Here is a 24,070-nt window from a genome sequence, read left to right as displayed (position 1 = left end):
GTGGGGTGTCGATCCGGCCGAAGCGGACGGTGTCCACGCCCAGCCGTGCGGGGCCGCCGAGGCCCCCCACAGCACCTATCTGCGCGACCTCTAAGGAGCGCACGCTCTCCGGAAATCGGCCGTTGTGTCCGGGCGAACCGGTACCGATGTCATCAAAGAGGCGTAGGGAACCCCCACGAAAGCAGGGGGTGCACGCGACCGGAGGCCGATGGGCCCGGGGTGATGAGGTGCCTACGATCGGCCGGTGGAACGCGAATACCCTCATCGAGGTCCGGTATGGACGGAATGGCTGCTGTCCGGCGGGGTTCTGCTGCTGGTCGCGCAGGGGGTGATGAACGCCGGCTTCGACACACGGCTTCCGGCCGTGGGGCCGGTGTCGGCCGTCGTGGCCACGCTGCTCCTGCCCTTGCGCTGGCGCCGCCCGTCCCTGGTGCTCGCTGCCGCGGTGGTGGCGTTGGTCGCCCAGGGCGCGTACGAGCCCATGACGGTGATGGTCTTCCATCTGTCCGCCCAGGGCCGGGTCCGGCTCGCCGTGACGGCCGGGGCGGTCGGGGGTGTGCTGCCGTGGGTGTGCACCGCACCCCTGAGCGGCGGCGTGACACCGTCGTACGGCGCCGGACTGCTGTTCTTGCTGGCGCTGACGGCCGGGTTGTGGTGGCACAGCCGTCGACGGCTGATCGACTCGCTGAGCGAACAGGTGGAACTCCGTGCGGAACAGGCCAGGTCGGCCGAGCGGGCCCGGATCGCGGCAGAGATGCACGACGTGCTGGCACACCGGCTGAGCCTGTTGGCGCTGCACACCGGCGTGCTGGCACTGCGGGCCGATTCCGTGCCGCCGCAGGTCGGCGAGCGGATCGCTTTGCTGCGTACCACGTCCACACAGGCCTTGGCCGATCTCCGGGACGTTCTGGGCGCGCTGCGTGCGGAGGAGGACGAGAGCAACCAGGGCGGGGAGGGCTCGGGGCGCCGGGGGGTCGCCGCTCCCGCGATCCGGAACCTGTCCGAACTGCTCGACGAGGTACGGGCCATCGGCCAGGAGGTGAGGGCCGAAGTGACGGGCGATCCGGGCACCACGCCCGCCACCCATCTGCTGGCCGTGCACCGACTCGTCCAGGAGGGCCTCACCAATGCCCGGAAGCACGCCCCGGGCACGGCGGTTCGGCTGAGGGTGCACTACGGCGCGCCCGCCACCGAGGTGGAGCTGGTCAATTCCCCCATCACAGGCCCCGTGCCGCGCAGCGACGAGGGGGCAGGCCCGGGCTACGGCCTGATCGGGCTCGGTGAGCGGGTGGCCGGGCTGCACGGCCGGCTCGACCACGGCCCGGAACCCGACGGCGGATGGCGGCTCGCGGCCCGGCTCCCGTTGTACGCGCCGGCCGGCGAACCGGAACGCGGGCAGGGCGGGCAGCGGGTCACCGGCCCGGCCGGAACGCGCACGGGAAGGACCGTCGGTACTGGCAGAGGCGAAGGCAATGGCGAGGCGACCGGCATGGGCATGGCCATGGGCAAGAGGTTGGACAAGAGCGTCGGCAGAGCCATGGTGTATCGGGCCGGGAAGCTGTCGGTGCGACGCGGGGGTTGAGGAACATCGGAACGAAAACCGGCGCTAAGCCCTGGTGATACTCAGAGAGGCTTTGACCTGGGCTTCTGTGGCAGCGGAACCTTCGGCAGTCGTTGCTGATCGACTGTTTGGAGGTCCGGGGTGCCGGTCGAGTTTTTGACGGATGAGCAGGCTGCCGCGTATGCGGCGTTTCGCGGGGCGCCTTCCCGCACGGAGCTGGAGCGTTTCTTCTTCCTGGACGACGCGGATCGGGAGCTGATCGAGGGCAAGCGGCGGTCCCATAACCGCCTGGGCTTCGCGCTACAGCTGACGACCGCGCGGTATCTGGGGGTGTTCCTTGACGACCCCACGGACGTGCCGGCGGAGGTCGTCGACTACCTCGCCGAGCAGCTCGACATTGGCGATGCGTCGGTGCTGAAGGCGTACGGAGAGCGGGAGAACACCCGCCTGGAGCACGTACGCGAGCTGCGGCGGGTCCTGGAATACAAGGAGTTCGCCGAGGCGGAGGCCGACCTGCGGACATGGGTGGACGCGCGAGCCTGGACGACTGGCGAGGGCCCGAAGGCCCTGTTCGACGCGGCGGTCGGCCAGCTGCGTGAGCGCCGCGTGCTGCTGCCCGGCGTGACGACGCTGACCAGGCTGGTCGCCTCGGTGCGGGAGACGGCGAATCAGCGGCTGTGGGACACCCTGTACGGGATGTTGAGCGTCGGCCAGCGGGTGGTGCTGGACTCCCTGTTGACCGTGCCGCCTGGCGCGCGGGTCTCCGAGCTGGACCGGCTGCGTCGCGGTCCGGTGCGGGTATCTGGACCGCAGATGAAGTGGGCCTTGGACCGGGCTGAGGAGATCGCCGACCTGGACATGCACGCGCTGGATGTGTCGGGGATACCGCCGCGGCGACTGGCGGAGCTGTCGCGGTACGGCGTGGACGGCAAGGCGTCGCTGCTCAAGCGGCACGGCGACTCGCGCCGTCTGGCGACGCTGCTGGCTACCGCGGTTTACCTGACGACCCGGGCCGTGGACGACGCCTTGGACCTGCTTGAAGTGTTGATCGCGACTAAACTGCTGGCCAAGGCCGAGCGGGAGACGGTCAAGGAGAAGATCAAGACGCTGCCGAAGGTGGAGCGGGCCGGTGCGAAGCTGGCGACGGCGTTCCAGGTCGTCTTCGACACCACGAGCGAGCAGGTCGACACCGACACCGGAGAGATCAGCCCGCCGAAGGTGGAGACGCTCACGGCGATGTGGGAGCAGATCGAGAGCGTGGTGCCGCGCCACGAGCTGGCTGCCGCGATCGCCGCGCTGTTCGAGCTGACGCCGCCGCTGGACTCCGATGCGGACGAGGCGTGGCGGGCGATGCTGGTCAACCGGTTCGGCACAGTCCGGCCGTTCCTCAAGCTCCTGGTCAAGGTCGTCGACTTCGGTGCCACCCCAGAAGGGCTGCCGGTGCTGAGCGCGCTGAAGTCGCTGCCGGATCTGATGGGCCGCAAGAAGGTCGGCCCGAAGGAGATCGACAGCGATCTGCTCGTCGGCTCCTGGCGGCGCCTGGTCCTTTCGGCTCCGCACCTGGAGCCGGGCACAGTGGATTGGAAGGCGTACGCGTTCTGCATCCTGGAGCAGTTCCACCGGATGCTGCGCCGACGGGAGGTGTTCGCGAAGAACTCCTCCAAGTGGGGCGACCCCCGGGCGAAGCTGCTGGTCGGTGAGGCGTGGGAGCAGGCCAAGCCCACTGTGCTGGCGTCCCTGAGCCTGCCCGCCGGGGTGAGCGAGCACTTGACCGCGCGGGCCGCGCTGCTGGACGGCACGTACCGGGAGGTCGCCGGGCGGTTGCCGGATAACGCGCAGATCACCTTCGATGACGACGGGCGGCTGCACTTCGCCGCCCTGGAGCCGGAGCCCGAACCCGCCTCGCTGCTCAACCTGCGGGCCGCGGTCAACGCGATGTTGCCCCGCGTCGACCTGCCCGAGGTGCTGCTGGAGGTGTTCTCCTGGACCGGTGCCGACCAGGCGTTCACCTCGGTCACCGGTGGCGAGGCCCGTCTCAAGGGCCTGCCCGTGACGATCGCGGCACTGCTGGTCGCGCACGGCTGCAACGTCGGTTACACCCCGGTCATTGGCGGTATCGACGCGCTGAAGTACGGGCGGCTCTCCCACGTCGACCAGACGTATCTGCGGCTCGCCACGTACCGGGCGGCGAATGCCACACTGATTGAGCACCAGGCGGCCATCCCGCTTGCCCAGGCGTGGGGCGGCGGGCTGGTCGCCTCAGTCGACGGGATGCGGTTCGTCGTCCCCGTGCCCAGCGTGTACGCGCGGCCGAACCCGAAGTACTTCGGACGTCGGGGCGGCGCCACCTGGCTCAACATGATCAACGATCAGGCGGCAGGGCTCGGCGGGAAGGTCGTGGCCGGCACCCCACGCGACTCGCTGTACGTGCTGGACGTCCTCTATGACCGCGACGGCGGCAAGCGCCCGGAGATGATCGTCACCGACACCGCCTCGTACAGCGACATCGTCTTTGGACTGCTCACGCTCGCCGGGTTCGCGTACGCCCCCCAACTCGCGGACCTGCCAGACCAGAAGATGTGGCGCATCGACCGCACCGCCGACTACGGCGCCTTCCAGGACGCCGCCCGGGGCCGGATCGACCTCAGCAGGATCGAGCGGCACTGGGAGGACATCCTGCGGATCATCGGCTCAATCCACACCGGAGCTGTCCGCGCCTACGACGTCATCCGCATGCTGTCCCGGGACGGGCGCCCCACCCCGCTCGGCGACGCGATCGCGCACTACGGACGGATTGCCAAAACCCTGCACATCCTGCGCTTGGCCGACGAGCCCGGCTACCGTCGGCAGATCAAGGCGCAGGCCAACCTCCAGGAGGGCCGTCACTCCCTGGCCCGGAAGATCTTCCACGGACGGGCCGGACAGCTCTACCAGCGCTACCAGGACGGTATGGAGGACCAGATCGGCGCGCTCGGACTGGTCCTCAACGCCCTTGTGCTCTTCACCACCCGGTACATGGATGCGGCGGTATCTCAGCTGCGGACGGACGGCTTCGACGTCCGCGGCGAGGACGTGGCCCGCCTCTCGCCGTTTGTACGGCACCACGTCAACATGCTCGGCCGGTACTCGTTCCAGCTGCCCGACCTGCCTGGCGGCCTGCGCCCGCTGCGGGCCCCCGATACCGCCGATGATGCGTAGGAAGGTGCATCAGCATTCTCGGTAACGGAATTGGTGGTGCGGCTTGGGCCTCGGGGCAACCCGGGCACGGGGACAGTGGTGGACCTGGCTCAGATGCCGGTTCCCGGGCTCTGGCTGCCCGCGGCGGTGATATCGGTGCCGGTCTCGGTCGGCGGCGCTTCGACGGGAAAGAGGATCGGGCTGATCAGGTACTGCGTGCGGTCGGGTGATGGCTCGTTGGCCAGGTGGGGGGCGATCGCCTCCCGCATCCCGTCAATCATCCCGTGCAGTTCCCCAGGGCTGAGCCAGACGGCATGCTGCCGGTAGCCGACCAGGTCGGCTACCGGGTCGGCCGTGTCGCGGTCGAGATACGCGGTGAATTCGGCAGTCAGGACCGCCAGAGCGGCGGCGAATGCGCTGCGATGGTCGTCGAGCGAGAGTGAATTGGCCGTGTCTGTATTGATCCCCGCGCGGTCGCGGCGCAGCCGGTAGCGGCGCTCGACCGCGCCGCGCACGCGCCGTTCCAGGGCGACTTCCAGGACCCCGCCGGCTGCGAGCAGGTCGACGTGCCGGTAGACCGTGGCCTTCGAGACGTCCCGAATGCGGTCGCACAGGTCGGCGGTGGTCAGCTCCCTGCCGCCGCGCATCGCATGAACCACTCGCAACCGCACCGGGTGGGCCAAGAGTTCGAAGGTATCCATCCCGTAATGATCTCACGCCGTGCTACCGTTCGCATTCATTGAGAAAGGTTGTGATGGGATGCCTGACGGCGCTGCGACAGAGTCCATGACCAGCTCAGAACTCGTTTGGATGCCACCGCCCTATGCCGAGCCCGGCCGCTTCAGCGAGCACGAGGTCACCGTCGGCACCGGCTCACTCGCGGTGTCAGGCACGGTGAGCGACCCCCACGGGCAGGCTCCAGGCCCCGGCGTGGTGCTGCTCGCCGGTGGTGGGCCGTTCGACCGCGACGAGACCAGCGGGCCGAACAAACCGCTCAAGGACCTCGCCTGGGGGCTCGCCAGCCGTGGGACGACGGTGCTGCGCTTCGACAAGGCGACCTACGCCCACCGCGATGTGGCCGCGGCATCGGACCTGACGATGACGCAGGAATACGTGCCGCATGCCGTCGACGCGGTCGGCCTGCTCCGTAGCCACCGCTCGGTGGACCCCGAGCGGGTCTTCGTCCTCGGCCACAGCATGGGCGGCAAGGTTGCCCCCGCCGTCGCCATCGCCGCACCCACGGTGGCGGGCCTGGTGATCATGGCCGGTGACACGCAGCCGATGCACCACGCCGCTGTCCGCGTCGTCAGCTACCTCGCCGCCGTGCTTCCCGACCAGGTCCCACCCGCAGTCATCGAGACCTTCCAGCGGCAGGCCGCCCTGGTCGACAGCGCGGAGCTCACGCCCTCGACCCCCGCAGCGGATCTGCCGTTCGGCCTGTCCGCGCCGTACTGGCTCGAACTGCGTGACTACGACCCGGTCGCGATCGCGGCCAAACTCAGCAAGCCGATGCTCATCCTCCAAGGAGGACGCGACTACCAAGTCACCGTCGCCAACGACCTCATGCGATGGCAGACGGGCCTGGCCGGCCGCCCGGAAGCCGATATCCGTGTCTACGAAGCCGACAACCACCTGTTCTTCCCCGGCGCAGGACCATCCACCCCTGCCGAATACGGAACTCCGCAGCATGTCGACCCCACCGTCATCGCCGACATCGCCCACTGGCTGAGCCACGGCCAGGGATGAGCATTCGCGCCGCCTGTTAACCAGCGGTCGGCAGCCTCCAGGCGGGGTACCAGCACACTGTCGGACCCGCACACCGAGGGATGCGCCCCGCTCGCCCTCGCGACAGCGCCGACAGGCCGGGTACCGCCGAACTCAACGCCTGCCGTCGCTCGGCGCGAGCAAACTCGTGACCTCGGCGATCGCCTCCGCGGAGGGGTGGAAATAGCGTCGGACGTTCTCCGGCTTCTTGTGCCGCGACTTGGCCATGAGCATCAGCAGGCTCGCCCCTCCCTCGCCGAGGTGGGTCAGGCCGGAGTGCCGCCACTCGTGCAGATCCCAGCCCGTGCCCGGCCCACCACCGAGAGCGGTGTGCTCGTCCAGCAGCATCCGGGCCTGCCCGTACGAAAGACGCGCGAGCCCGGTGTCCGGACAGATATCGCGCGGGCTGACGACCTTGCCAGGGCCGGGCTTGCGATGAGTGACAAACACCGGACCGCGCGTACGCCCCTTGAGCAGGCGAGGCAACAACCGGGCGGTGCCAGCGTCCCAGTAGACCGTCTCCAGGACGAAGTCCTCGCGGACCGCACCACGGCGACGCGTACGAGGACGGGCCCCCTTGCCCTTCACCGGGGCCCGGCGCCCTGCGAGATCCAGCTCCTCGATGTTGACGCCCAGGATCTCCTCGGCGCGGGCGGTGGTCTCGTACAGCATCCGCCACAGCGTCTTCTCCCGCAGGTGCACCTCCCGCCGCGCGATCAGCCGGTCGATCGCCATTTTCGAGCGGGCCGGCGTCTCGGAGTCCGGCGGGGTAAGCCGCTTCGCCCAGGCCGGGACCGCCGGGCCGTTGTACCCGCGCTCACCGCACCACCCGAGCCACGAGAGCACCGACGCGCGCCGTGCGTTCCAGGTGTTCACCGCAGAGGTGCCCCATAGCAGTTCCAGTGCCTCGCCGATCTCGTCGTCCGCCACGGACGCCAGCGGCCGGCCCTCGCCGAGCCGCTCGGCGGTCTTGCCCACCCCGATCCCGTAGTTGCGGACCGTGTTCGGGTTGCCGAGCGATTCGAGGAAGACATCGGCCGCCGCGCGGACGGTCAGTGCCTTCCCGGCGGGCAGTTGTACGACGGCGGGCACCGTTTCCCCCTTGCCGCAGATAACAGGGCCGCTTCATGTACGGCCTGGCGGCCGTTCCCGCAGGTCGCGATCAGCCGTCCCGCAGATAATAGGGCGTTATCTGCAGGAAGACTTCAGACGGGTTCGGTCGCCGATGCTCCGTCAGCCGCCCATCAGGGCCGACGAAGGCTTAGCGCCGGTTTTCGTTCCGATGTTCCTCAACCCCCGACGCGGCGGGCGGCTTCGGACGGGGGCCGGGAGGTGAGCGCGGTGCCCATCAGGGCGATGGTGGTGGACGACGACGCCCTGGTCCGACTGGCCCTGACCGATCTGCTGGCGACGGATTCCGGCATCGAAGTCGTCGCGCAGGCGTCCGACGGCCTCCAAGCCGTGGAGGAGGCCGCCGCGCACCGGGTGGATGTAGCGCTCATGGATGTACGGATGCCGCGGCTGGACGGCATCACGGCCATCGCGCGACTTCGTCTGTTGCCCCATGCCCCACGCGTCATCACCCTGACGACCTTCGACCTGGACGCGTACGTCTACGAGGCGCTGGCGGCGGGTGCCGATGGTTTCCTGCTCAAGGACTCGGACCCTGCCGAGATCCTGCGGGCCGTGCATCTCGTGGCGGCCGGGTCGGCGATGCTGCACCCGTCCGCGGCCCGGCGGCTGATCGACCGCTACCACCGGGCCGTCCGGCCGGGGACCGCCGCCGTCCGCGGTCGGGTGGGCCGCCTGACTCCGCGCGAGCGTGATGTCCTGGTACTGGTCGGGGAAGGAGCCACCAACGCGGAGATCGCCGGGCGGCTGCGGATGAGCGAGAGCACGGTGAAGGCCCACGTCAGTCGCATCTTGACTACTCTGGAGGTCGGAAACCGTGTCCAAGCGGCACTGGCCGCCCGGGACGCTGGGCTGACGGCTGACGGCTGACGGCTGACGGCTGACGGCTGACGGCTGACGGTCGGCTCGGCCCGGACTCTTTTGCGTCGCGCTCGACGGTGGGTGACCGACCGGGACGCGTCGCCGCCAGGGCCCGGTTCCGTGATTCCGTGGGCGGAGCCCGCTCCGGCCGCAGATCCAAGGAGTGATCATGAGCGAGTCAGAAGAATACCGAGGCCGTGTGAAGCAGATGCGTGCCAAGGCCAAGGACCTTGAGGAGGCGGCCGAGCGCACCACCGACCCCAAGGAACGTCAGCGCCTGAAGGACAAGGCCCGCAGGATCGAAGCGGAGAGTGATCAGGTCAGCGGCATGGCGAGCGGGGACATCTACCCCATGAAGTAGCCGCCCGGCCGTACCCCGGCCCCTCCGCCCGACGCCGTGCACGCCTGTCGGCCGCGGGCCCTCGAACGTCATCGTCCCGGGCCCGCGCGCACGCCGCGGCCGGCCGGGGAATCCTGGTGCGGTCCGGACGTTGAACAAGGATGTGAGCTCCGTGATCGCATCCACCCGGTTTTCCGTCCTCGACCGCTCCCGTACCCGCGAGGGCCACGACGGCCCGGAAGCGCTGCGCGACACCGTGCGTCTCGCCCAGGAGGCCGAAGCGCTCGGCTTTCACCGGTTCTGGGTGTCCGAGCATCACAGCGTGCCGGGCGTCGCCGGTTCGGCGCCGACCGTGCTGGCAGCGGCCGTCGCGGCGGCGACATCGACCATTCGGGTCGGTACGGGCGGTGTGATGCTTCCCAATCATCAACCACTGGTGGTGGCCGAGCAGTTCGGGGTGCTGGAATCGCTGTTCCCCGGCCGGATCGACATGGGTCTCGGACGCTCGGTGGGCTTCACCGACGGCATTCGCCGTGCGCTCGGCCGGGACAAGTCGGCGGCGGAGGAGTTCGCCGGCCGGCTCGGCGAACTCCTCGGCTGGCTGGAGGGTACGCAGCGCATCTACCCGCAGGTTCATGCCCGCCCCGCGGAGGGGCTGCGCATACCCCCGTTCGTACTGGCCACCGGCGAGGGGGCCGGTATCGCCGCCGCGGCCGGGCTGCCGCTGGTCGTCGGCGACCTCCGCGGCCGGGAGCAGCTGCTGCGGGCCGTCGAGCGCTACCGTCGGGAGTTCCGCCCCTCGTCCTGGGCCCATGAGCCCTATGTCGTCGTGTCGGGAACGATCGCGCTCGCGAGGAGCGCGGAGGAGGCCCGGCGCCTTCTGGTACCGGAGGCCTGGTCCCTGGCCCACTCCCGGACGCATGGCGTGTTCCCGCCGCTCGCCCCCGCCGAGCGGATCGAGGCGCTGACCATGACGGAGAAGGAGCGTGGCTTCTACGAGAAGGGACTGCACGGTCATCTCCAGGGAACGGAGGACCACGTGGTCCCGGCGCTCGAAGCGGCGATCGAGGAGACCGGGGCGGACGAGGTGCTGGTCACCACCAGCACCTACGACCGTGCGGCTCTGCTGGATTCACTGCGTCGGCTGGCCCGGCTCGCGGATCTGACGAGCGACAGGAGCGGATCCGCCGCTCCGGCATGACGGCTGCCGCAACCTCCCTGGCCCCGACGACTCATGAGGATCGCCTTCCCGTCGCCACCACGACCCGAGGCCGTGCCGGGCGCGGCGCGTGTCGATGGCGGGGGAGAAGTAGGAGAGCGGCCATGGTGAGGGCATGAACAGCATTGACCTTTTGACGGATGCTTTCACTCGTGTCCAGGAAGCGGTGCACTCGGCGGTCGAGGGCGTCTCGCGTGCCGATCTCCATGCCCGCCTCGACGACGGAGCGAACACGATCGCCTGGCTAGTGTGGCACCTGACCCGGATCCAGGACGACCATGTATCGGACGCGGCCGGGATCGAGCAGGTCTGGTTCACCCACGACTGGGCCTCGCGTTTCGATCTGCCCTTCGCGAAGGAAGCCACCGGTTACGGACACAGCAGTGCGGACGTCGCGGCTGTGCGGGTGGGCTCGGCCGAACTGCTGAGCGGCTACTACGACGACGTCCACGAACAGACCCTCCGATTCCTTCGCGGGCTCGACGGCAGGGCTCTGGGCCGCGTCGTGGACGACTCGTGGTCGCCCCCGGTCACCCTGGGGGTGCGTCTGATCAGTGTCATCTCGGACGATCTGCAACACGCGGGCCAGGCGGCCTTCGTCCGGGGTGTGCTCGAACGCCGGTAGAACTCGGCGTCGGCGCAGGCCCATTGGGCCGGTGGGGCGGTCGGCATCAGCCGACGCCCACTGCGCTCCTGGTCCCCCGGAGCCGCAGCCGTGGAGGACATGGCTTCGGCTTCCGGAGGACCCGGGCGGCTCAGCGCTTGAGCGCGACGCCGCTCACCGCGTGGCCCTGCAGGGCGTCCGCCGGGTTCTGTTCGGGGTCGGGGCGCCAGGCCGACGTCTTGACGACGCCGGGCTCCACCAGTTCCAGACCGTGGAAGAAGTCGGCGATCCGTTCAGGGCTGCGCAGATGGTACGAACTGGCCGAGTTCGCGTTGTAGGAGGCAACGGCGTGGTTCAGCGCGTCACTTGTGTTCGTGCCGTCGCTGAGGGCCAGATAGCTTCCCGGGGGGAGCGCGTCCACCAGTCGGCCGACCAGCGCCCAGGGGTCGTCCTCATCGGGCAGCTGTCCCATGATCCCCAGCATGGTCAGCCCGACCGGCCGGCTGAAGTCCAGTGTCTTGGCGGCCTCGGAGAGGATCGCGTCGGCGTCCCTGACGTCGGCGTCGATGTACGCGCAGGCACCCTCGGGAGTGCTGGTGAGCAGGGCACGGGCATGGGTCAGGACGAGCGGGTCGTTGTCGACGTACACGATCCTGGACTCCGGGGCCACCCGCTGGGCCACCTCGTGCGTGTTGTCGGCGGTGGGCAGGCCCGTGCCGATGTCGAGGAACTGGCGGATGCCCGCCTCCGCGGTGAGGAAGCGCACCGCGCGGGAGAGGAAGGCCCGCTGGAGGCGTGCGACGGCGGCGAAGTCCGGGAACATCTTGAGGATCATGTCGCCCATCTGGTGGTCGACGGTGTAGTTGTCCTTGCCGCCCAGGATGTAGTTCCAGACCCGAGCCGAGTGCGGCCGGTCCGTCTGGAGTCTGTCGGCCGGCGACTGCGAAGAAGTACTCATGACACGATCCTGGCATATGCCAATCCCGTCTGCCGAGGCACTGATCGCCGATGCCGACCCGCAGGGGGCCCGTCTCCGGCCGGAGGCGGGCCCCCTGCGGAGCGCGTCACGGACGTTCGGTCAACGAGTACCCGTCGTGGTGGACTTGACGGTCCGCGGAGCTGTTTTCTTTCTGGGCGGCGGGCGTTGAGCGGCGCCACGGCGCCGGTTCACGCATGGTCGCGCGCCGTCGGCGTGCTCTGGTGCGGGAGGACGGTGTCCGTGCGGGGCGCGTACTGGGCCGCCTGGGTGCGGAACATGGAGGCGTAGCGCCCGTCGGCCGCGATCAGTTCGTCGTGGGTGCCGTGCTCGACCATGCGGCCCCTGTTCAGTACGTGGATGGTGTCGGCGTGGCGGACGCCGGACATGCGGTGGGTCACCAGCACGACCGCCCGATGCGGACCGGCGAGCTGCCGGATCCGGTCGAACGCGGCGATCTCCGCTTCGGGGTCGAGGGCTGAGGTCGGCTCGTCGACGATCAGTACGCTGTCCGCCGCGCAGGTCTTCGTCCGCCAGTGCGTGCGGGCCAGACCGATCTTCTGCCACTCGCCGCCGGAGATCTCCGACGCGCCGCGGAACATGCGGGCCAGCAGCGTCGCCAGTCCGTGGGGGAGTTTCGCGACGACCGGCGACGCTCCGGCGTACTCGACCGACTGTTCCAGCTCCTCGTCGGTGGCGGCCCGCTGGGGACGTCCGATACGGATGTTCATCGCGGCGGTCACCGGCCACCGCTCGAAATCCTGTGTCAGCAGCGACACCCGCTCGAAGAGCCGGGCCCGGTCGAGATCGGTCTCGTCCACACCTCCCCAGCGGACACAGCCGCTCTGTGGCAGCAGCAGTCCGGCGACGACCTTCATCAGCGTGGACTTGCCCGAACCGTTCTCACCGACGACGGCGGTCACCGACCCCATGGGGAGCGACAGGGACACCTCGTCGAGGGCGGGCTCGTCACGGTCCGGGTATCGGTATGTCACCTTCTCCAGTACCACCGCGCCGACACGGTCGGGAAGGTCCGGACCACCGGTGGGGATGGCGCGGCGGGCCGCCTCGCCGAGGAACCGGTCGTGGTCCTGTACGTACAGACTCTCCTCGTGGAGCTGATTGACGTTCATGACGAGGCCGCCGAGGTTCGCCGAGCCGGAACGCACCGCGACAACGGCCGTGCCCGCGACAGCGAGTTCCATGTGCCCCGACACGATGAGCCAGCCCAGGACGGCGTACGTCCCGACCACGGCGATCCCGGACATGCCCGCGGCCACCAGTTCGGTGAGGCCCTTGTCCGTCGCGAGCCGCTTCTGTTCCGCCTCCGCGCTCTCGGCCATGTCCTCGTACCGCTCCAGCAGGAACCGGCCCACCGCGTGGATGCGCACCTCCTGAGCCGCGCTGCGGGACGTGAGCAGCGTGCCGATCAGACGGCTCGCCCGCACGTGCTCGATCCAGGTCATCACCGACACGTACCGCTTCTGCGCCACCCGCATCGCTCCCCAGCCGCGGGGCGCGGCGATCAGCACCAGCATCGGCAGCAGCGCCGGGTGCAGAACGGTGAGGACGCCGCCGGTGGCGAGGAGGGAGATGGCGCCGTTCAGGGCTGCGACACAGGCGCCGATCATGCGCCGGGCGGAGGCGGCGCCGTACTGCGCGACCTCGATGAGGCGGCGGAACTCCGGATCCTCGATCGCCTCCAGCTCCACCGCCGCCGCGGCGGCCAGGTACTCCGTCGTGGCCAGCCGCTCCACCAGGGGCTCCAGACGCCCCGCCCGCGCGGTGGACCAGCAGGCCAGGCACGCGCTGATCACCGCGATCGCCCCGGCCGCGGCCATTGCGGGCAGCGCCTCGTACAGCCGGTCGACCGGGGCCTTCGTACCGAGCAGCGCGTGCATCACGGCATTGACCGCGAGCAGCCCGACCGCTGCGGCGACCCCCTGTCCGATCTCGCTCACGGCCAGCACCACCAGAGCAGGGCGATCGGCGCGCCAGGCCCGCCGCAGGGTGGTGCCGACCAGCCGGGGCAGCACGCGCACCGCCTCCGGCATGGTCAGGTCCAGTGTCGACAGTTCGTGCTCGGACCAGCCCGTGTCATAGCGCAGGGGACCGCCGAACAGTTCCTTCTCGCTCGCGGAGACGGCCGGCTCGGCCATCCGTACCCGTCCGAAGACCTTCACGCCGCACCCGCTTCCTGATCCCCGCGCGGTGCCGGGGGACGGACCGGGCCGGACCGGGCGTCAACGAGGTGCCGCGGGGGTGGCGCGTGCGCAGGGCGATTCTCGAACACCAGGTGAAGAACGGTAGGGATGGGACGGAGACTCACGGTTCCTCCTCGAAGTCGGCCGTACCGGACGTGTGATCGGAAAACGCGTGGCGCGGGGACTCGTCACGGGCCATGGCGGACGAATCGTCGGACGAAGGTTCGACTCGATCGGACAGGCCTGGGGGCGCTGACGAGAAGGGCGTGATGTGGCGTTCGATTCACCCGCCAGGTGGTCTGACACCCGATCGAGGGATTGCGTTGCTCTGGCGAACCCACCGCCCGAACCCCTCACCCGGGCCCGCTCCGTGGCTCGCGCCCTTCGTACGCCATGCGGTCACGGACGACACCGTGGAACCCCGCGCGGTCGGCGCCGGAGGCGGTCCACGGTGCTTGCGAAGGCACATGATCGGCCGGGCCAGTTCCCGGGGGCGGCTCTTTCCCGGTGCGTCCGCCGGCGTCGTTGCGCCAGGGGACGCCGGGAGCGCCCACTGGCTGCTGGAACTCCTCACCGAGCCACCGCCGTAGCCGGAAGGCGGCGTCGGTGCTCCGCGTGTCACGGTGCGAAGCGAACGGAGTGACGCGGCGTCAAACGCCGCTCCATGGAACGGCGCGCCGAACGGCACGGCCTGCCGCCACCGCGGCGCCCGGGACGGCCGCGGTGGCGGCGTTCACGCGTCGACGAGGAGATTTCGCGCGGTGGCCGGTGGCACCGGGTAGATCCGCTCGGGCGGAAGGAGCCGCTGGGCCTGTGCGGTCCGGCCGCTCTGCTTGAGTGCCGCGATCCTGCGAACCTGTGGCGTCACGTCGGTGAGGCCGACGACCCAGTCCTGCGCGAAGGTGCGGATCAGCCCGCGCCCGACCCCGACCTGGATGCTGTAGTGATTGAGCGCGGCTCCCCGCAGCGAACGCTCGGGATCCCACTGGACGTGGACGGGGGCTCGGGCGACGACCGCCGGCTCGCTCGTCGTCAGTACGGCCCGGGACAGCGCCTCCTCCCAGCCGGAACGGGTGAGGCGTACCGCGAGCACGCGTTCCTGCCCGGACTTCTGTGCCCAGTTGCTGCGATGCATGAGCCACAGGAACGACGGTTTGATCCAGGTCATCCGGTTGAACGAGAACGGCGGCACGAACCGGTTCGCCCGCAGGGACGGTCCGGCGACCGCGGGTGAGTACGCCTGGTACACCACGATCGTCCGTTCGTCGTAGTGGGCACGTACCTGGTGCTGGGCGGACATGCGCCACAGGCTTCCAGGCGACCGAGCCGACCGCGATCGGATTTCGCTCCGCCCTGTCGGACCGTTCCTGCCCCCGCCCCCTCGTGCTCGTCTTCGTCGCGGAGCACCGTCGGCAGGGCGGTTTTTCGTGCGGCGCGACCACTCGGAGCCGATGCGCGGCTGCCTAATGTTCCCTCACTCGGCGGCGGCGTGCCGCTCCCCCGGAGGTGACCATGGCCAGCACCGCAGGCACGGAGACGAGATCCGGCACGAGGCGAGGGGGCAGGTCCGCGGCCGCGATGGTCACGGCGCTCGGCCTGGTCACCACCGCGGCCGCGTGCGGTGGCGGCTCGTCCACCGAAGGCGGTGGCGGGGCGACGGTGGTGCTCGCCGTCGCCGCCGATCCGGGCACCCTCAGCCCCACCACGGCACTCGCCAGCACGGCACTGTCGATGAACTCCTTCGCCTACGACACGCTCGTGCACATCGAGGCCGACGGCTCACTGGTTCCCGGGGTGGCCGAGAAATGGTCCGCCACCCCGACCTCCGCGAAGTTCACCATCCGCCCGGGGGTGACCTGCGAGGACGGAGCGCCGCTCACCGCCGACGACGTGGCAGCCGAGTACAACCACATCGCCGATCCGAAGAACCAGTCCCCGATGCTCGGGCTCTCCGTCCCCGTCACCGCTGTGGCCGAGGCCGACAGGGCGAACCGGACCGTCACCGTCACCACGACGAAACCCGCGCCGTTCATCGTGCAGATGTCCCGGCTGCTGCCCCTGCTCTGCAAGAAGAGCCTGGCGACACCGGAGGCCCTGACCAAGGCGACCGACGCGAGCGGACCGTACCGGCTGGCCGAAGCGGTTCCGGGCGACCACTACACCTACGTCAAGCGGGACGGATACACCTGGGGGCCCCGCGGATCCACCGCAGCCGACCTCCCCGCAAAGCTGGTGTTCAAGGTGGTCGCCAACGAGTCCACCGCGGCCAATCTCCTGATGGCCGGGCAGATCAACGGGGCCCTGATCAACGGCGCCGACCAGGACCGGCTGGACGCGGCCAAGGCGAACCGCGAGACCACCCATGCGCTCTTCGGGCAGTTCCTCTTCAACCAGGCCGCGGGCCGCCCGGGCGCCGACCGGGCGGTCCGCAAGGCCCTGGTCTCCGTACTGGACCTGAAACAACTCGCGAACGTGGCCACCGGGGGAAAGGGCAGGCCCGCCACCGGCATCGGTGAGACGGCTCCCACCCCCTGCACCGGCGACACGGTGACCGGGAACCTTCCCGTCCATGACACGGCGCGGGCCGCCGCCGCACTCACCGCCGCGGGCTGGGCGAAGAGCGGCGGCACCTGGACCAAGGACGGCAAGCCGCTCGCCGTCGGGCTCAGCTACCCGACCAATCAGGGCCCACAGGTCGCCTCGGCGGTCGAACTGGCCGTCCAGCAGTGGACGTCCTTCGGTGTGAAGGCATCGGCGAAGCCCACGGGTTCCTCCAGCATCCTCGGCACCCTCACCGGCGGCGACTGGGATGTGGCCTGGGCTCCCATCGGGGTCGTCCTCCCGGACCAGCTGACCCGGTTCTACGACGGGCCGCCACCGCCCAAGGGCAACAACTTCGGCTCCATCGCCAACGCCGACTACCACCGGCTCGCCGCACAGGCCTCGGCCAAGCCCGGCGTCTCGGGCTGCGACCTGTGGAACGCGGCCGACGCCGCCCTGGTCAAGAACGTCGACATCGTGCCGATCGTCAACAGGCCGCTCCAGTACTACGGAAAGGGCATCACCTTCGAGGTGGACGGCGCCGGCATCATCCCCAGCACTCTGCGGCGGAGCGCCGGCTGATGGCGACGATCACCCTCGATTCCCTCGGCACGACCGCCCGCAGCCCCTGGGTCGGATTCGTCCTGCGCCGCACCCGGCGGCTGGTGGTGTCGCTGGCCGCGCTGGTCACGGCCGCGTTCGCGATGATCCATCTGATCCCCGGCGACCCGGTGCGGTCGGCGCTCGGCACCACCGCCGACCCGGCGCTGGTCGCGGCCCGCAGACACTCGCTCGGCCTGGACCAGTCGCTGCCGAAGCAGTACGGGGACTTCGTCGGCCATCTCCTCCAGGGCAGGCTCGGTGACTCGATCGGCGCCCAGATGCCCGTCTCCGAGATCATCTCCAGCAGGCTCCCGGCGACCCTGCAGATCGCCGTCCCCGCGTTCGCGTTGATCCTGCTGCTCGCCGTGCCGGTCGGAATGACCGCCGCGGTGCTGACCAAGGACGGCCGCAGGCGCCGCGGCGAGCTGGCCTTCACCGGCGTCACCGGCTTCCTGGGCGCGGTGCCCGAATTCCTGCTGGCGGTCGGCCTGGTCGCGGCGTTCGCCGTGGCATGGCCGGTCTTCCCGGTGGCTTCGCGCGGCGGTGCGGACTCCTACGTACTGCCGGTGCTCGCGCTCACCGTCGTCCCGGCGGCCGCCCTGTCGCGCATCGTCCGGGTGGAGACCCTGCGGGTGCTCGGCGAGGACTACATGCGCACCGCGCGGGCGAAGCGGCTTCCGGCCCGGCTGCGCTATCTGCGGCACGCGCTGCCGAATCTGCTGACGTCCTCGCTCACCCTGGGCGGCCTGCTGTTCAGTTCGCTGCTCGCCGGCACCGTACTGGTCGAGAACGTCTTCGCCTGGCCCGGACTCGGCACCACGATCGTCCAGGCGATCACCGAGAAGGACTATCCGCTGGTCCAGGGCGTCGTGCTGGTCTACGGGGCGGCCGCGCTGCTCATCACCTTCGCCGTCGACGTGGCCGTGGCCGTCGCCGACCCCCGGTCCACCGTCCGAGGGAGTTGACGATGCCGCACCAGAATCAGAACACCTCACTGCGGCACCGGCTGGGGCGCACGCTCCGGACACCGATCGGCGTCGCCGCGCTGACCGGCTGCCTGGTGGTGGCGCTGGTCGCCGTGTTCGGGCCGGTCCTGCTCGGTGAGCAGGCCGCGCGGGTCGACACCGACGCCATCAACCAGGGCAGCAGCGCCGCGCATCTGCTGGGCACCGACCAGCTCGGCCGTGACATCGCCGCCCGTGTGGTGGTGGCGACCCGGCTGACCCTGCGACTCACCCTGCTGGCCGCCGTCGTCGGGGTCGGCGGCGGGCTGCTGCTCGGTGTCGCACCGGCGGTGGTGGGCCGACGCGCGAGCCGGCTGATCACCGCGACCGTGGGCGTACTGGTGGCCTTTCCCGGACTGCTGTTCCTGCTCTTCCTCGCCACGATCTTCGGGGTCGGGAGCACCGGCGCGGTGTTCGCCGTGGGACTGGCCATGGTCCCGCCCATGGCCCGGCTGGTGCAGAACCTGACGGCCTCGGTCGCGGGTTCGGACTACGTCGCCACCGCACGGATCCTCGGTGTGGGCCGGTTCCGGCTGGTGATACGTCATCTGCTGCCCAACATAGCCGAGCCGTCGGTGCTGTTCGCCGCCCAGGCGACCGGTGGCATCCTGGTCGCCTTCTCCGGCCTCTCGTTCCTCGGCCTGGGCGTGCAGCCGCCCGAGTACGACTGGGGGCGGCTGCTCAACGAGCAGCTGAACCGGATCTACGTGAACCCGGCGGCGGCCCTGGCACCCGGCGCGGCCGTCGTCCTGACGGGGCTGGTGTTCGGGCTGCTCGGTGAAGCGCTCGCCCAGGCCGGCGGCCGACGGACGCCGCGGGCACCGGTCCCCGCGCCGGGACAGCGGGCCGCTGCACCGGTCGACACGGACCCCGGCGACGACGGCGCGCCACTGGTCCGGGCGCGGGACCTGCACGTGACCTTTCCCGGCGGCCGACACGCCGTGCGCGGCATCTCCCTGGACATCGGCGCCGGCGAAGCCGTCGGCCTGGTCGGGGAATCGGGATCCGGCAAGAGCCTGAGCGCCCTGGCCCTGGCGGATCTGGTCCCGCACCCGGGACGGGTCGACGCGGGCACGCTCCGTTTCGACGGCCACGATCCGCGCGCGGACCCGCGCCTGGGCACCGAGCTGGCCATGGTCTTCCAGGACCCGATGGCGTCGCTCAACCCGGCCCTGCGGGTGGGACGCCAGCTCGCCGAGGTGGCCGAGGTGCACCTCGGAGCGTCCCGGGCGCAGGCCATGGCACGCGCCACCGACCGGCTCGGCGCGGTCCGTATCCCCTCGCCGGAGCGGCGCGCACGGCAGCGGCCGCACGAGTACTCCGGCGGGATGCGACAACGGGCCGTCATCGCGATGGGCCTGATGGGCGAGCCGAAACTCGTCATCGCCGACGAGCCGACCACGGCGCTCGACGTGGCCGTCCAGCAACAGGTGCTCGACCTGCTCGCCGAGGTGCGCGAGGAGTCCGGCGCCGCGTTGCTGCTGATCTCCCACGACCTCGCCGTCGTCGCCCAGGTCTGCGAACGCGTCCTGGTGATGTACGCGGGCCTGGTCGTCGAGGATCTTCCCGTCGCCGGACTGATCGGCGGCGCGGCCCACCCGTACACCCGGGCGCTGGTGGGGGCCGTCCCGACCATGGCCACGGATCCCGGCACGGAACTGGCGACCATCCCCGGCCGCCCGCCGGAACCGGGGGAGGCGGGTCCGGGCTGTCCCTTCGCGCCGCGTTGCGAACGCGCCCGGGACCGCTGCCACGACGAGGTCCCCGACCTCACCTCGTCCGGACCCGGCCACAGGGTCGCCTGCTGGTACCCGGTGGACGCGGTGGCGGTCGGCACGCCCGCCCGGACCACCTCGAACGGAGCGGAGACAACGCCGTGAGCTCACTCGAACTGCGCGGAATCACCGTGCGCTACGGTCGCTTCACCGCGGTGGAGGACGTCGACCTGCTGGTGCCGGAGGGAACGGTCACCGGACTCGTGGGCGGCTCGGGGTGCGGTAAGTCGACCCTCGGGAAGGCCGTCGTCGGGCTGGCGCCGATGCACTGCGGGCAGGTACTGGTCGCCGGGCACGACGCCGGGCGACGGCACGGGCGCAGCCCGGTGCAGCTGGTGTTCCAGAATCCGTACGCCTCGCTCGACCCGCGCATGACCATCGGCGCGTCGGTCGCCGAAGCGTTGACGCCGCCCCGCGGAGCCGACCCGGGCGAGGCCCTCGCCCGCACGGCACCGGCCCTGCGGTCCACCCGGCGCGAAAGAACCGTCCGCAGGGCAGCGGCCCGTGAACGCCGCGCGGCACGTGACGCGGAGGTGGCCCACTACCTGGAGCTCGTCGGCATCGACCCCGCGCGGGCGGCGCTCACCCCGGACGCGCTCTCGGGCGGCCAGCGCCAACGGGTGGCCCTGGCCAGGGCTCTGGCGGCCCGGCCCGCCGTGCTGATCGCGGACGAGATCACCTCGGCCCTGGACGTGTCGGTCCAGGGCGCGGTGCTCAATCTGCTGCGCCGCCTCCAGCGCGAGCTGGGCTTCGCGATGGTCTTCATCTCCCACAACCTCGCGGTCGTCCGCTACTTGTCCGACCAGGTCGCCGTGATGGACGGCGGACGCCTCGTCGAGTGCGGCCCCACCGACCGGGTGCTGGAACGCCCGGAGCACCCGACGACCCGGAACCTGATCTCCTGTGTACCGACTCTCGCTCCCGCCGAGGAGGCGTCATGACCCGACCGCTGAAGATCGACGACTTGTACCGGTTCGAGATCCCCGGTGATCCCGCGCTGTCCCCGGACGGGGAACGTGTCGCCTACACCCTGGCCACCCAGGACGCCGAGAACGACCGCGTGGTCCGCTCCGTGTGGGAGGTGCGTGCCGGGGGAGGAGCGGCCCGGCGGCTCACCCACGGCCCTGCGGACGCCACGCCGCGCTGGTCCCCGGACGGGGCGCGGCTGGCGTTCCTGCGCGAGGGGCAGCTCCATCTGCTCCCCGTCGACGGAGGAGAGGCCGTACCGCTCACCACGCCCGCCCGGTGCCCGGCGGGAGCGGGCACGCCGGTCTGGAGCCCGGACGGATCACGCATCGCCTTCTCGGCCCCCGCGACCCGGCGCGAGGAGACCGCCCCCGTCGTCATCGACGCCCTCGGCTGGAAGGCGGACGGGGCCGGGATGATCGGATCGGTCCGGACCCAACTGTTCGTGGTGGAGGTGGAGTCGGGCGAGGTCAGGCAGCTCACGCACGGCGACCGGCACGCCGGCCCGCCCGCCTGGTCGCCCGACGGCACACAGCTTGCCTACCCGGCGCAGAGCGGCCCGGACGCGGCCGTGCTCGGAACCTCGGCCGCCCATGTCGTAGGGGTCGGGGAAGGCGCGCCCGAGCCTCGCCGGATCGGCCCGGCCGAGGGCCTGGCCGGCCCGGTGAGCTGGTTCCCCGACGGATCCGCCCTGCTCGTCGTCGGCCGGACCACGTTCGCTGTCGGTCATCAGGAACTGCTGCGTCAGCCCCTGGACGGATCGGCGCCGGTGTCGCTCGGCGCCGCCCTGGACCGCAATGTCCTGCCCGGCGGGCCGGGCTATCCGGGTGCGCTGCCGCAGTTCCACGGCGACGCCATCGTGTTCTGCGCCCGCGACCGGGGCGCCACCCGCCTGTACCGGGTGGACGCGGCAGGGATCAGCGCCTCTCCGCTGCCCGTCGGCACCGGGGTCAGCGGATGCTCGGTCGCCACGAAGGCCGGGCGGGCGGCGGTGGTGGTCTGCGACGCGTCGAGCTTCGCCGAGATCGAACTGCTCGACCTGGACGCCTGGACGTCGGGGGAACCGGGCGGGCCGTCGGCCGGAGCACCGTCCGTGCGACTGACCGACCACATGACCCGGTCGCTGCCCGAGATCGCCCTCCACCCGGTCACCGAACGCGAGTTCACCATCGCGGACGGCACCGTGGTGCACGGCATGATCACCCGGGCCGCGCAGACGCCCGCGGGCGGGCCGTTGCTGGTCGACGTGCATGGCGGCCCGCACAACGCCTGGGCGCCGCACTCCGATCCCGCCCACCTCTACCACCAGGAGCTGGCCTCGCGAGGCTGGACCGTCCTGACGCTGAACGTCCGTGCCAGCGACGGCTACGGCGAGGCGTTCTACACGGCCGCCGTGGGCGCCTGGGGCGAGGCCGACGAGCAGGACGTCCTGCAACCGGTCGCCACCCTCGTCGCCGAGGGGCTCGTCGACCCGGAACGGATCGCGCTCACCGGCTACAGCTACGGCGGCTACCTGACCTGCTGGCTCTCCGCCCGCAGCGACGTCTTCGCCGCCGTCGTCCCGGGCGGCATCGTGGTCGACCTGAAGAGCATGGCCGGCACCTCGGAAGAAGGACATCTGATCGCCGCCCACGAGATCGGCGACCCCGAACGGCTGACGGAGCTCTCGCCGATCAGCCATGCCGACGCGGTACGCGCGCCCACCCTGATCCTGCACGGTGGTGCGGACGACACCTGCCCGGTCGGCCAGGCCGAGCAGTGGTTCCACGCCCTGCGCACCCGGGACGTGCCGGTCCGGCTGGTCGTGTACCCCGGCAGCTCGCACCTCTTCCTCCTGGACGGCCGGCCCTCGCACCGGGAGGACTACTCCCGCCGGCTGATCGAGTGGGTCACCACGCACACCGACCGCTGAAACCGCCACACACCCTGAACCCGCCGAACGAAGCTGCACGAAACGGAATGGGAGCCGAAAAATGACCGACACCACCGCCCTGTCAGCCCGCTGGACCGCCCGCCTCACCGAACTGACCGCCCGCCACGGCGTCCCCGGCGCCGGTCTCGGCATCCTGCACCGCGGCGAACTGATCGCCGAGACCGCCGTCGGACTGGCCAACACCGACGCCTCGATCGCGGCGACCACCGACACCCTGTTCCAGATCGGGTCGATCTCCAAGGTGTGGACCACCACCGTGGCGATGGCCCTGGTCGACGAGGGCCTGCTCGAACTGGACACGCCCCTACTCTCCGTGCTTCCCGAACTGCGGCTGGCCAACGAGGAACTGACCAACGGTGTGACGCTCCGTCATCTCCTCGATCACACCAGCGGGATCGACGGCGACCTGTTCACCGACACCGGCCGGGGCGACGACTGCCTGGAGAAGTACGTCGCGCAGCTCGGCGACACCACCCCCAACCACCCGCTCGGCGCCACCATGTCGTACTGCAACGCGGGCTTCACGCTTCTTGGCCGGGTCCTGGAAGTCGTCACGGGCGTCCAGTGGGACGAGTTGATGCGGGAGCGCCTGTTCCGTCCGCTGGGCCTGACGCACACCGTGACCCTGCCGGAGGAGGCGCTGCGCTTCCGGGCGGCCATCGGACACCTGGGGGACCCGCCGGTACAGGCTGCCCAGTGGGGGCTGATGCGTTCGGCCGGACCGGCCGGACTGATCTGCTCGACGCCGCGCGAGGTACTGAAGTTCGCCCGGCTGCACCTCGACAACGGCGTCACCGAGGACGGCACCAAGATCCTCTCGGCCGAGGGCGCCACCGCCATGCAGACCCCGCAGGTCGAGGTACCCGACCCCCACCTCCTGGCCCGGGCCTGGGGACTGGGCTGGTTCCTCGACACCTGGGACGGGCACCGGGTGTACGGACACGACGGCGGCACGATCGGGCAGAGCGCGTTCCTGCGGGTGCTGCCCGAGGCCGATCTGGCGGTCTGCCTGCTCACCAATGGCGGCGACACCATGAGCCTCTACCGGGACGTGTTCGCGGAGATCGTCCAGGAGCTGGCCGGGGTGACGATGCGCGGCACCATCCAGCCGGCCACGGAACCGGTGGCGGTGGACCCCGCCGACTACGTCGGCGTCTACCAGCGGGTCTCCAGCAGGGTGGAGATCGTGGAGCGGGACGGCGGCCTGGTGATGCTCGACCGGGTCACGGGGCCGCTCGCCGGACTGATCTCCGACACGGAGCACGAGTACGAGCTGCACCCGGTCGAGCCGGGGCTGTTCGTGGTGCAGCGACCGGGGCTCAAGGTCTGGGTCCCGGTCGTGTTCTACACACTCGCCGACGGCACGCCCTACCTCCACCACGGTGGCCGCGCGACCCCCAAGGTGGGCTGA

Annotated in this window: 18 protein-coding genes; 13 read left to right on the top strand and 5 right to left on the bottom strand. The window is 70.7% G+C overall.

Annotated elements, in window-relative coordinates:
• Positions 1-244: 244 nt before the first annotated feature.
• Both ACIQCZ_RS25445 and ACIQCZ_RS25440 read left to right on the top strand, forming a co-directional pair.
• Entirely contained in the window at positions 245-1,582 is a 1,338-nt protein-coding gene (locus ACIQCZ_RS25445) for a sensor histidine kinase (protein ID WP_402285045.1), read from the top strand.
• A gap of 120 nt (positions 1,583-1,702) precedes the next feature.
• A complete protein-coding gene (locus ACIQCZ_RS25440; protein WP_402285043.1) occupies positions 1,703-4,759 on the top strand; it encodes a Tn3 family transposase in 3,057 nt (1,018 codons plus the stop codon).
• Positions 4,760-4,848: 89 nt separating this feature from the next.
• Here ACIQCZ_RS25440 and ACIQCZ_RS25435 read toward each other — a convergent pair whose 3' ends face one another.
• Positions 4,849-5,439 (bottom strand): helix-turn-helix domain-containing protein, encoded by a 591-nt coding sequence (locus ACIQCZ_RS25435; protein ID WP_402285041.1) that lies wholly within the window; start codon positions 5,437-5,439, stop codon positions 4,849-4,851.
• A gap of 109 nt (positions 5,440-5,548) precedes the next feature.
• Between ACIQCZ_RS25435 and ACIQCZ_RS25430 the strand changes: the two genes are divergently transcribed.
• Positions 5,549-6,484, top strand: coding sequence for an alpha/beta hydrolase family protein (locus tag ACIQCZ_RS25430; RefSeq protein ID WP_402285040.1), 936 nt, complete (start codon positions 5,549-5,551; stop codon positions 6,482-6,484).
• Between the two features lie 132 nt (positions 6,485-6,616).
• Here ACIQCZ_RS25430 and ACIQCZ_RS25425 read toward each other — a convergent pair whose 3' ends face one another.
• Entirely contained in the window at positions 6,617-7,594 is a 978-nt protein-coding gene (locus ACIQCZ_RS25425; protein WP_402285038.1) for a tyrosine-type recombinase/integrase, read from the bottom strand.
• Positions 7,595-7,858: 264 nt separating this feature from the next.
• Here ACIQCZ_RS25425 and ACIQCZ_RS25420 point away from each other — a divergent pair, with 264 nt between their 5' ends.
• From ACIQCZ_RS25420 to ACIQCZ_RS25405, 4 genes are all read left to right on the top strand, one after another.
• A complete protein-coding gene (locus tag ACIQCZ_RS25420) occupies positions 7,859-8,503 on the top strand; it encodes a response regulator (protein WP_376217896.1) in 645 nt (214 codons plus the stop codon).
• Between the two features lie 160 nt (positions 8,504-8,663).
• Positions 8,664-8,855 (top strand): DUF6381 family protein, encoded by a 192-nt coding sequence (locus tag ACIQCZ_RS25415; RefSeq protein ID WP_351083309.1) that lies wholly within the window; start codon positions 8,664-8,666, stop codon positions 8,853-8,855.
• A 142-nt stretch (positions 8,856-8,997) separates the two neighbouring features.
• On the top strand, positions 8,998-10,035 hold the full coding sequence (locus ACIQCZ_RS25410) for an MsnO8 family LLM class oxidoreductase (protein ID WP_402285036.1): 1,038 nt from the start codon (positions 8,998-9,000) through the stop codon (positions 10,033-10,035).
• Positions 10,036-10,168: 133 nt separating this feature from the next.
• The gene (locus tag ACIQCZ_RS25405) at positions 10,169-10,678 is read left to right on the top strand and encodes a DUF664 domain-containing protein (protein WP_376217886.1); all 510 of its coding nucleotides are present in this window, start codon (positions 10,169-10,171) and stop codon (positions 10,676-10,678) included.
• Positions 10,679-10,808: 130 nt separating this feature from the next.
• Here ACIQCZ_RS25405 and ACIQCZ_RS25400 read toward each other — a convergent pair whose 3' ends face one another.
• The 3 genes from ACIQCZ_RS25400 to ACIQCZ_RS25390 all read right to left on the bottom strand — a co-directional run bounded on the left by ACIQCZ_RS25400 (position 10,809) and on the right by ACIQCZ_RS25390 (position 15,137).
• The gene (locus tag ACIQCZ_RS25400) at positions 10,809-11,615 is read right to left on the bottom strand and encodes an SAM-dependent methyltransferase (RefSeq protein WP_402285034.1); all 807 of its coding nucleotides are present in this window, start codon (positions 11,613-11,615) and stop codon (positions 10,809-10,811) included.
• Between the two features lie 209 nt (positions 11,616-11,824).
• Complete coding sequence (locus tag ACIQCZ_RS25395) at positions 11,825-13,792, bottom strand: ABC transporter ATP-binding protein (protein WP_402285093.1); 1,968 nt, start codon at positions 13,790-13,792, stop codon at positions 11,825-11,827.
• 778 nt (positions 13,793-14,570) lie between these two features.
• Positions 14,571-15,137, bottom strand: coding sequence for a DUF4291 domain-containing protein (locus ACIQCZ_RS25390; RefSeq protein ID WP_402285032.1), 567 nt, complete (start codon positions 15,135-15,137; stop codon positions 14,571-14,573).
• Positions 15,138-15,349: 212 nt separating this feature from the next.
• Between ACIQCZ_RS25390 and ACIQCZ_RS25385 the strand changes: the two genes are divergently transcribed.
• The 6 genes from ACIQCZ_RS25385 to ACIQCZ_RS25360 all read left to right on the top strand — a co-directional run bounded on the left by ACIQCZ_RS25385 (position 15,350) and on the right by ACIQCZ_RS25360 (position 24,070).
• Positions 15,350-16,960: an ABC transporter substrate-binding protein gene (locus ACIQCZ_RS25385; RefSeq protein WP_402285030.1), complete on the top strand. Its 1,611-nt coding sequence runs from the start codon at positions 15,350-15,352 to the stop codon at positions 16,958-16,960.
• The gene (locus tag ACIQCZ_RS25380) at positions 16,960-17,946 is read left to right on the top strand and encodes an ABC transporter permease (protein ID WP_402285028.1); all 987 of its coding nucleotides are present in this window, start codon (positions 16,960-16,962) and stop codon (positions 17,944-17,946) included. Before ACIQCZ_RS25385 ends, ACIQCZ_RS25380 begins: the two co-directional genes overlap by 1 nt.
• A 2-nt stretch (positions 17,947-17,948) precedes the next feature.
• Complete coding sequence (locus ACIQCZ_RS25375) at positions 17,949-19,865, top strand: dipeptide/oligopeptide/nickel ABC transporter permease/ATP-binding protein (RefSeq protein ID WP_402285026.1); 1,917 nt, start codon at positions 17,949-17,951, stop codon at positions 19,863-19,865.
• Positions 19,862-20,701, top strand: coding sequence for an ABC transporter ATP-binding protein (locus ACIQCZ_RS25370; RefSeq protein WP_402285024.1), 840 nt, complete (start codon positions 19,862-19,864; stop codon positions 20,699-20,701). The genes ACIQCZ_RS25375 and ACIQCZ_RS25370 overlap by 4 nt, the downstream gene beginning before the upstream one ends.
• A complete protein-coding gene (locus ACIQCZ_RS25365) occupies positions 20,698-22,638 on the top strand; it encodes a S9 family peptidase (RefSeq protein WP_402285022.1) in 1,941 nt (646 codons plus the stop codon). The genes ACIQCZ_RS25370 and ACIQCZ_RS25365 overlap by 4 nt, the downstream gene beginning before the upstream one ends.
• Positions 22,639-22,699: 61 nt before the next feature.
• A complete protein-coding gene (locus ACIQCZ_RS25360; RefSeq protein ID WP_402285020.1) occupies positions 22,700-24,070 on the top strand; it encodes a serine hydrolase domain-containing protein in 1,371 nt (456 codons plus the stop codon).

The sequence above is a fragment of the Streptomyces sp. NPDC093149 genome (assembly GCF_044754145.1).
In the GTDB taxonomy this organism is placed as follows: Bacteria; Actinomycetota; Actinomycetes; order Streptomycetales; family Streptomycetaceae; genus Streptomyces.
Note: the sequence above shows the minus strand (reverse complement) of the source record. Positions and strands in the feature narration are given on the sequence as shown.

Excerpts from the sequence above, each read along its gene's own strand:
- ACIQCZ_RS25435 (WP_402285041.1), bottom strand. The coding sequence starts at position 5,439 with ATGGATACCTTCGAACTCTTGGCCCACCCGGTGCGGTTGCGAGTGGTT.
- ACIQCZ_RS25430 (WP_402285040.1), top strand. The coding sequence starts at position 5,549 with ATGCCACCGCCCTATGCCGAGCCCGGCCGCTTCAGCGAGCACGAGGTC.
- ACIQCZ_RS25420 (WP_376217896.1), top strand. The coding sequence starts at position 7,859 with ATGGTGGTGGACGACGACGCCCTGGTCCGACTGGCCCTGACCGATCTG.
- ACIQCZ_RS25415 (WP_351083309.1), top strand. The coding sequence starts at position 8,664 with ATGAGCGAGTCAGAAGAATACCGAGGCCGTGTGAAGCAGATGCGTGCC.
- ACIQCZ_RS25405 (WP_376217886.1), top strand. The coding sequence starts at position 10,169 with ATGAACAGCATTGACCTTTTGACGGATGCTTTCACTCGTGTCCAGGAA.
- ACIQCZ_RS25400 (WP_402285034.1), bottom strand. The coding sequence starts at position 11,615 with ATGAGTACTTCTTCGCAGTCGCCGGCCGACAGACTCCAGACGGACCGG.
- ACIQCZ_RS25395 (WP_402285093.1), bottom strand. The coding sequence starts at position 13,792 with ATGGCCGAGCCGGCCGTCTCCGCGAGCGAGAAGGAACTGTTCGGCGGT.
- ACIQCZ_RS25390 (WP_402285032.1), bottom strand. The coding sequence starts at position 15,137 with ATGTCCGCCCAGCACCAGGTACGTGCCCACTACGACGAACGGACGATC.
- ACIQCZ_RS25385 (WP_402285030.1), top strand. The coding sequence starts at position 15,350 with ATGGCCAGCACCGCAGGCACGGAGACGAGATCCGGCACGAGGCGAGGG.
- ACIQCZ_RS25380 (WP_402285028.1), top strand. The coding sequence starts at position 16,960 with ATGGCGACGATCACCCTCGATTCCCTCGGCACGACCGCCCGCAGCCCC.
- ACIQCZ_RS25375 (WP_402285026.1), top strand. The coding sequence starts at position 17,949 with ATGCCGCACCAGAATCAGAACACCTCACTGCGGCACCGGCTGGGGCGC.
- ACIQCZ_RS25365 (WP_402285022.1), top strand. The coding sequence starts at position 20,698 with ATGACCCGACCGCTGAAGATCGACGACTTGTACCGGTTCGAGATCCCC.
- ACIQCZ_RS25360 (WP_402285020.1), top strand. The coding sequence starts at position 22,700 with ATGACCGACACCACCGCCCTGTCAGCCCGCTGGACCGCCCGCCTCACC.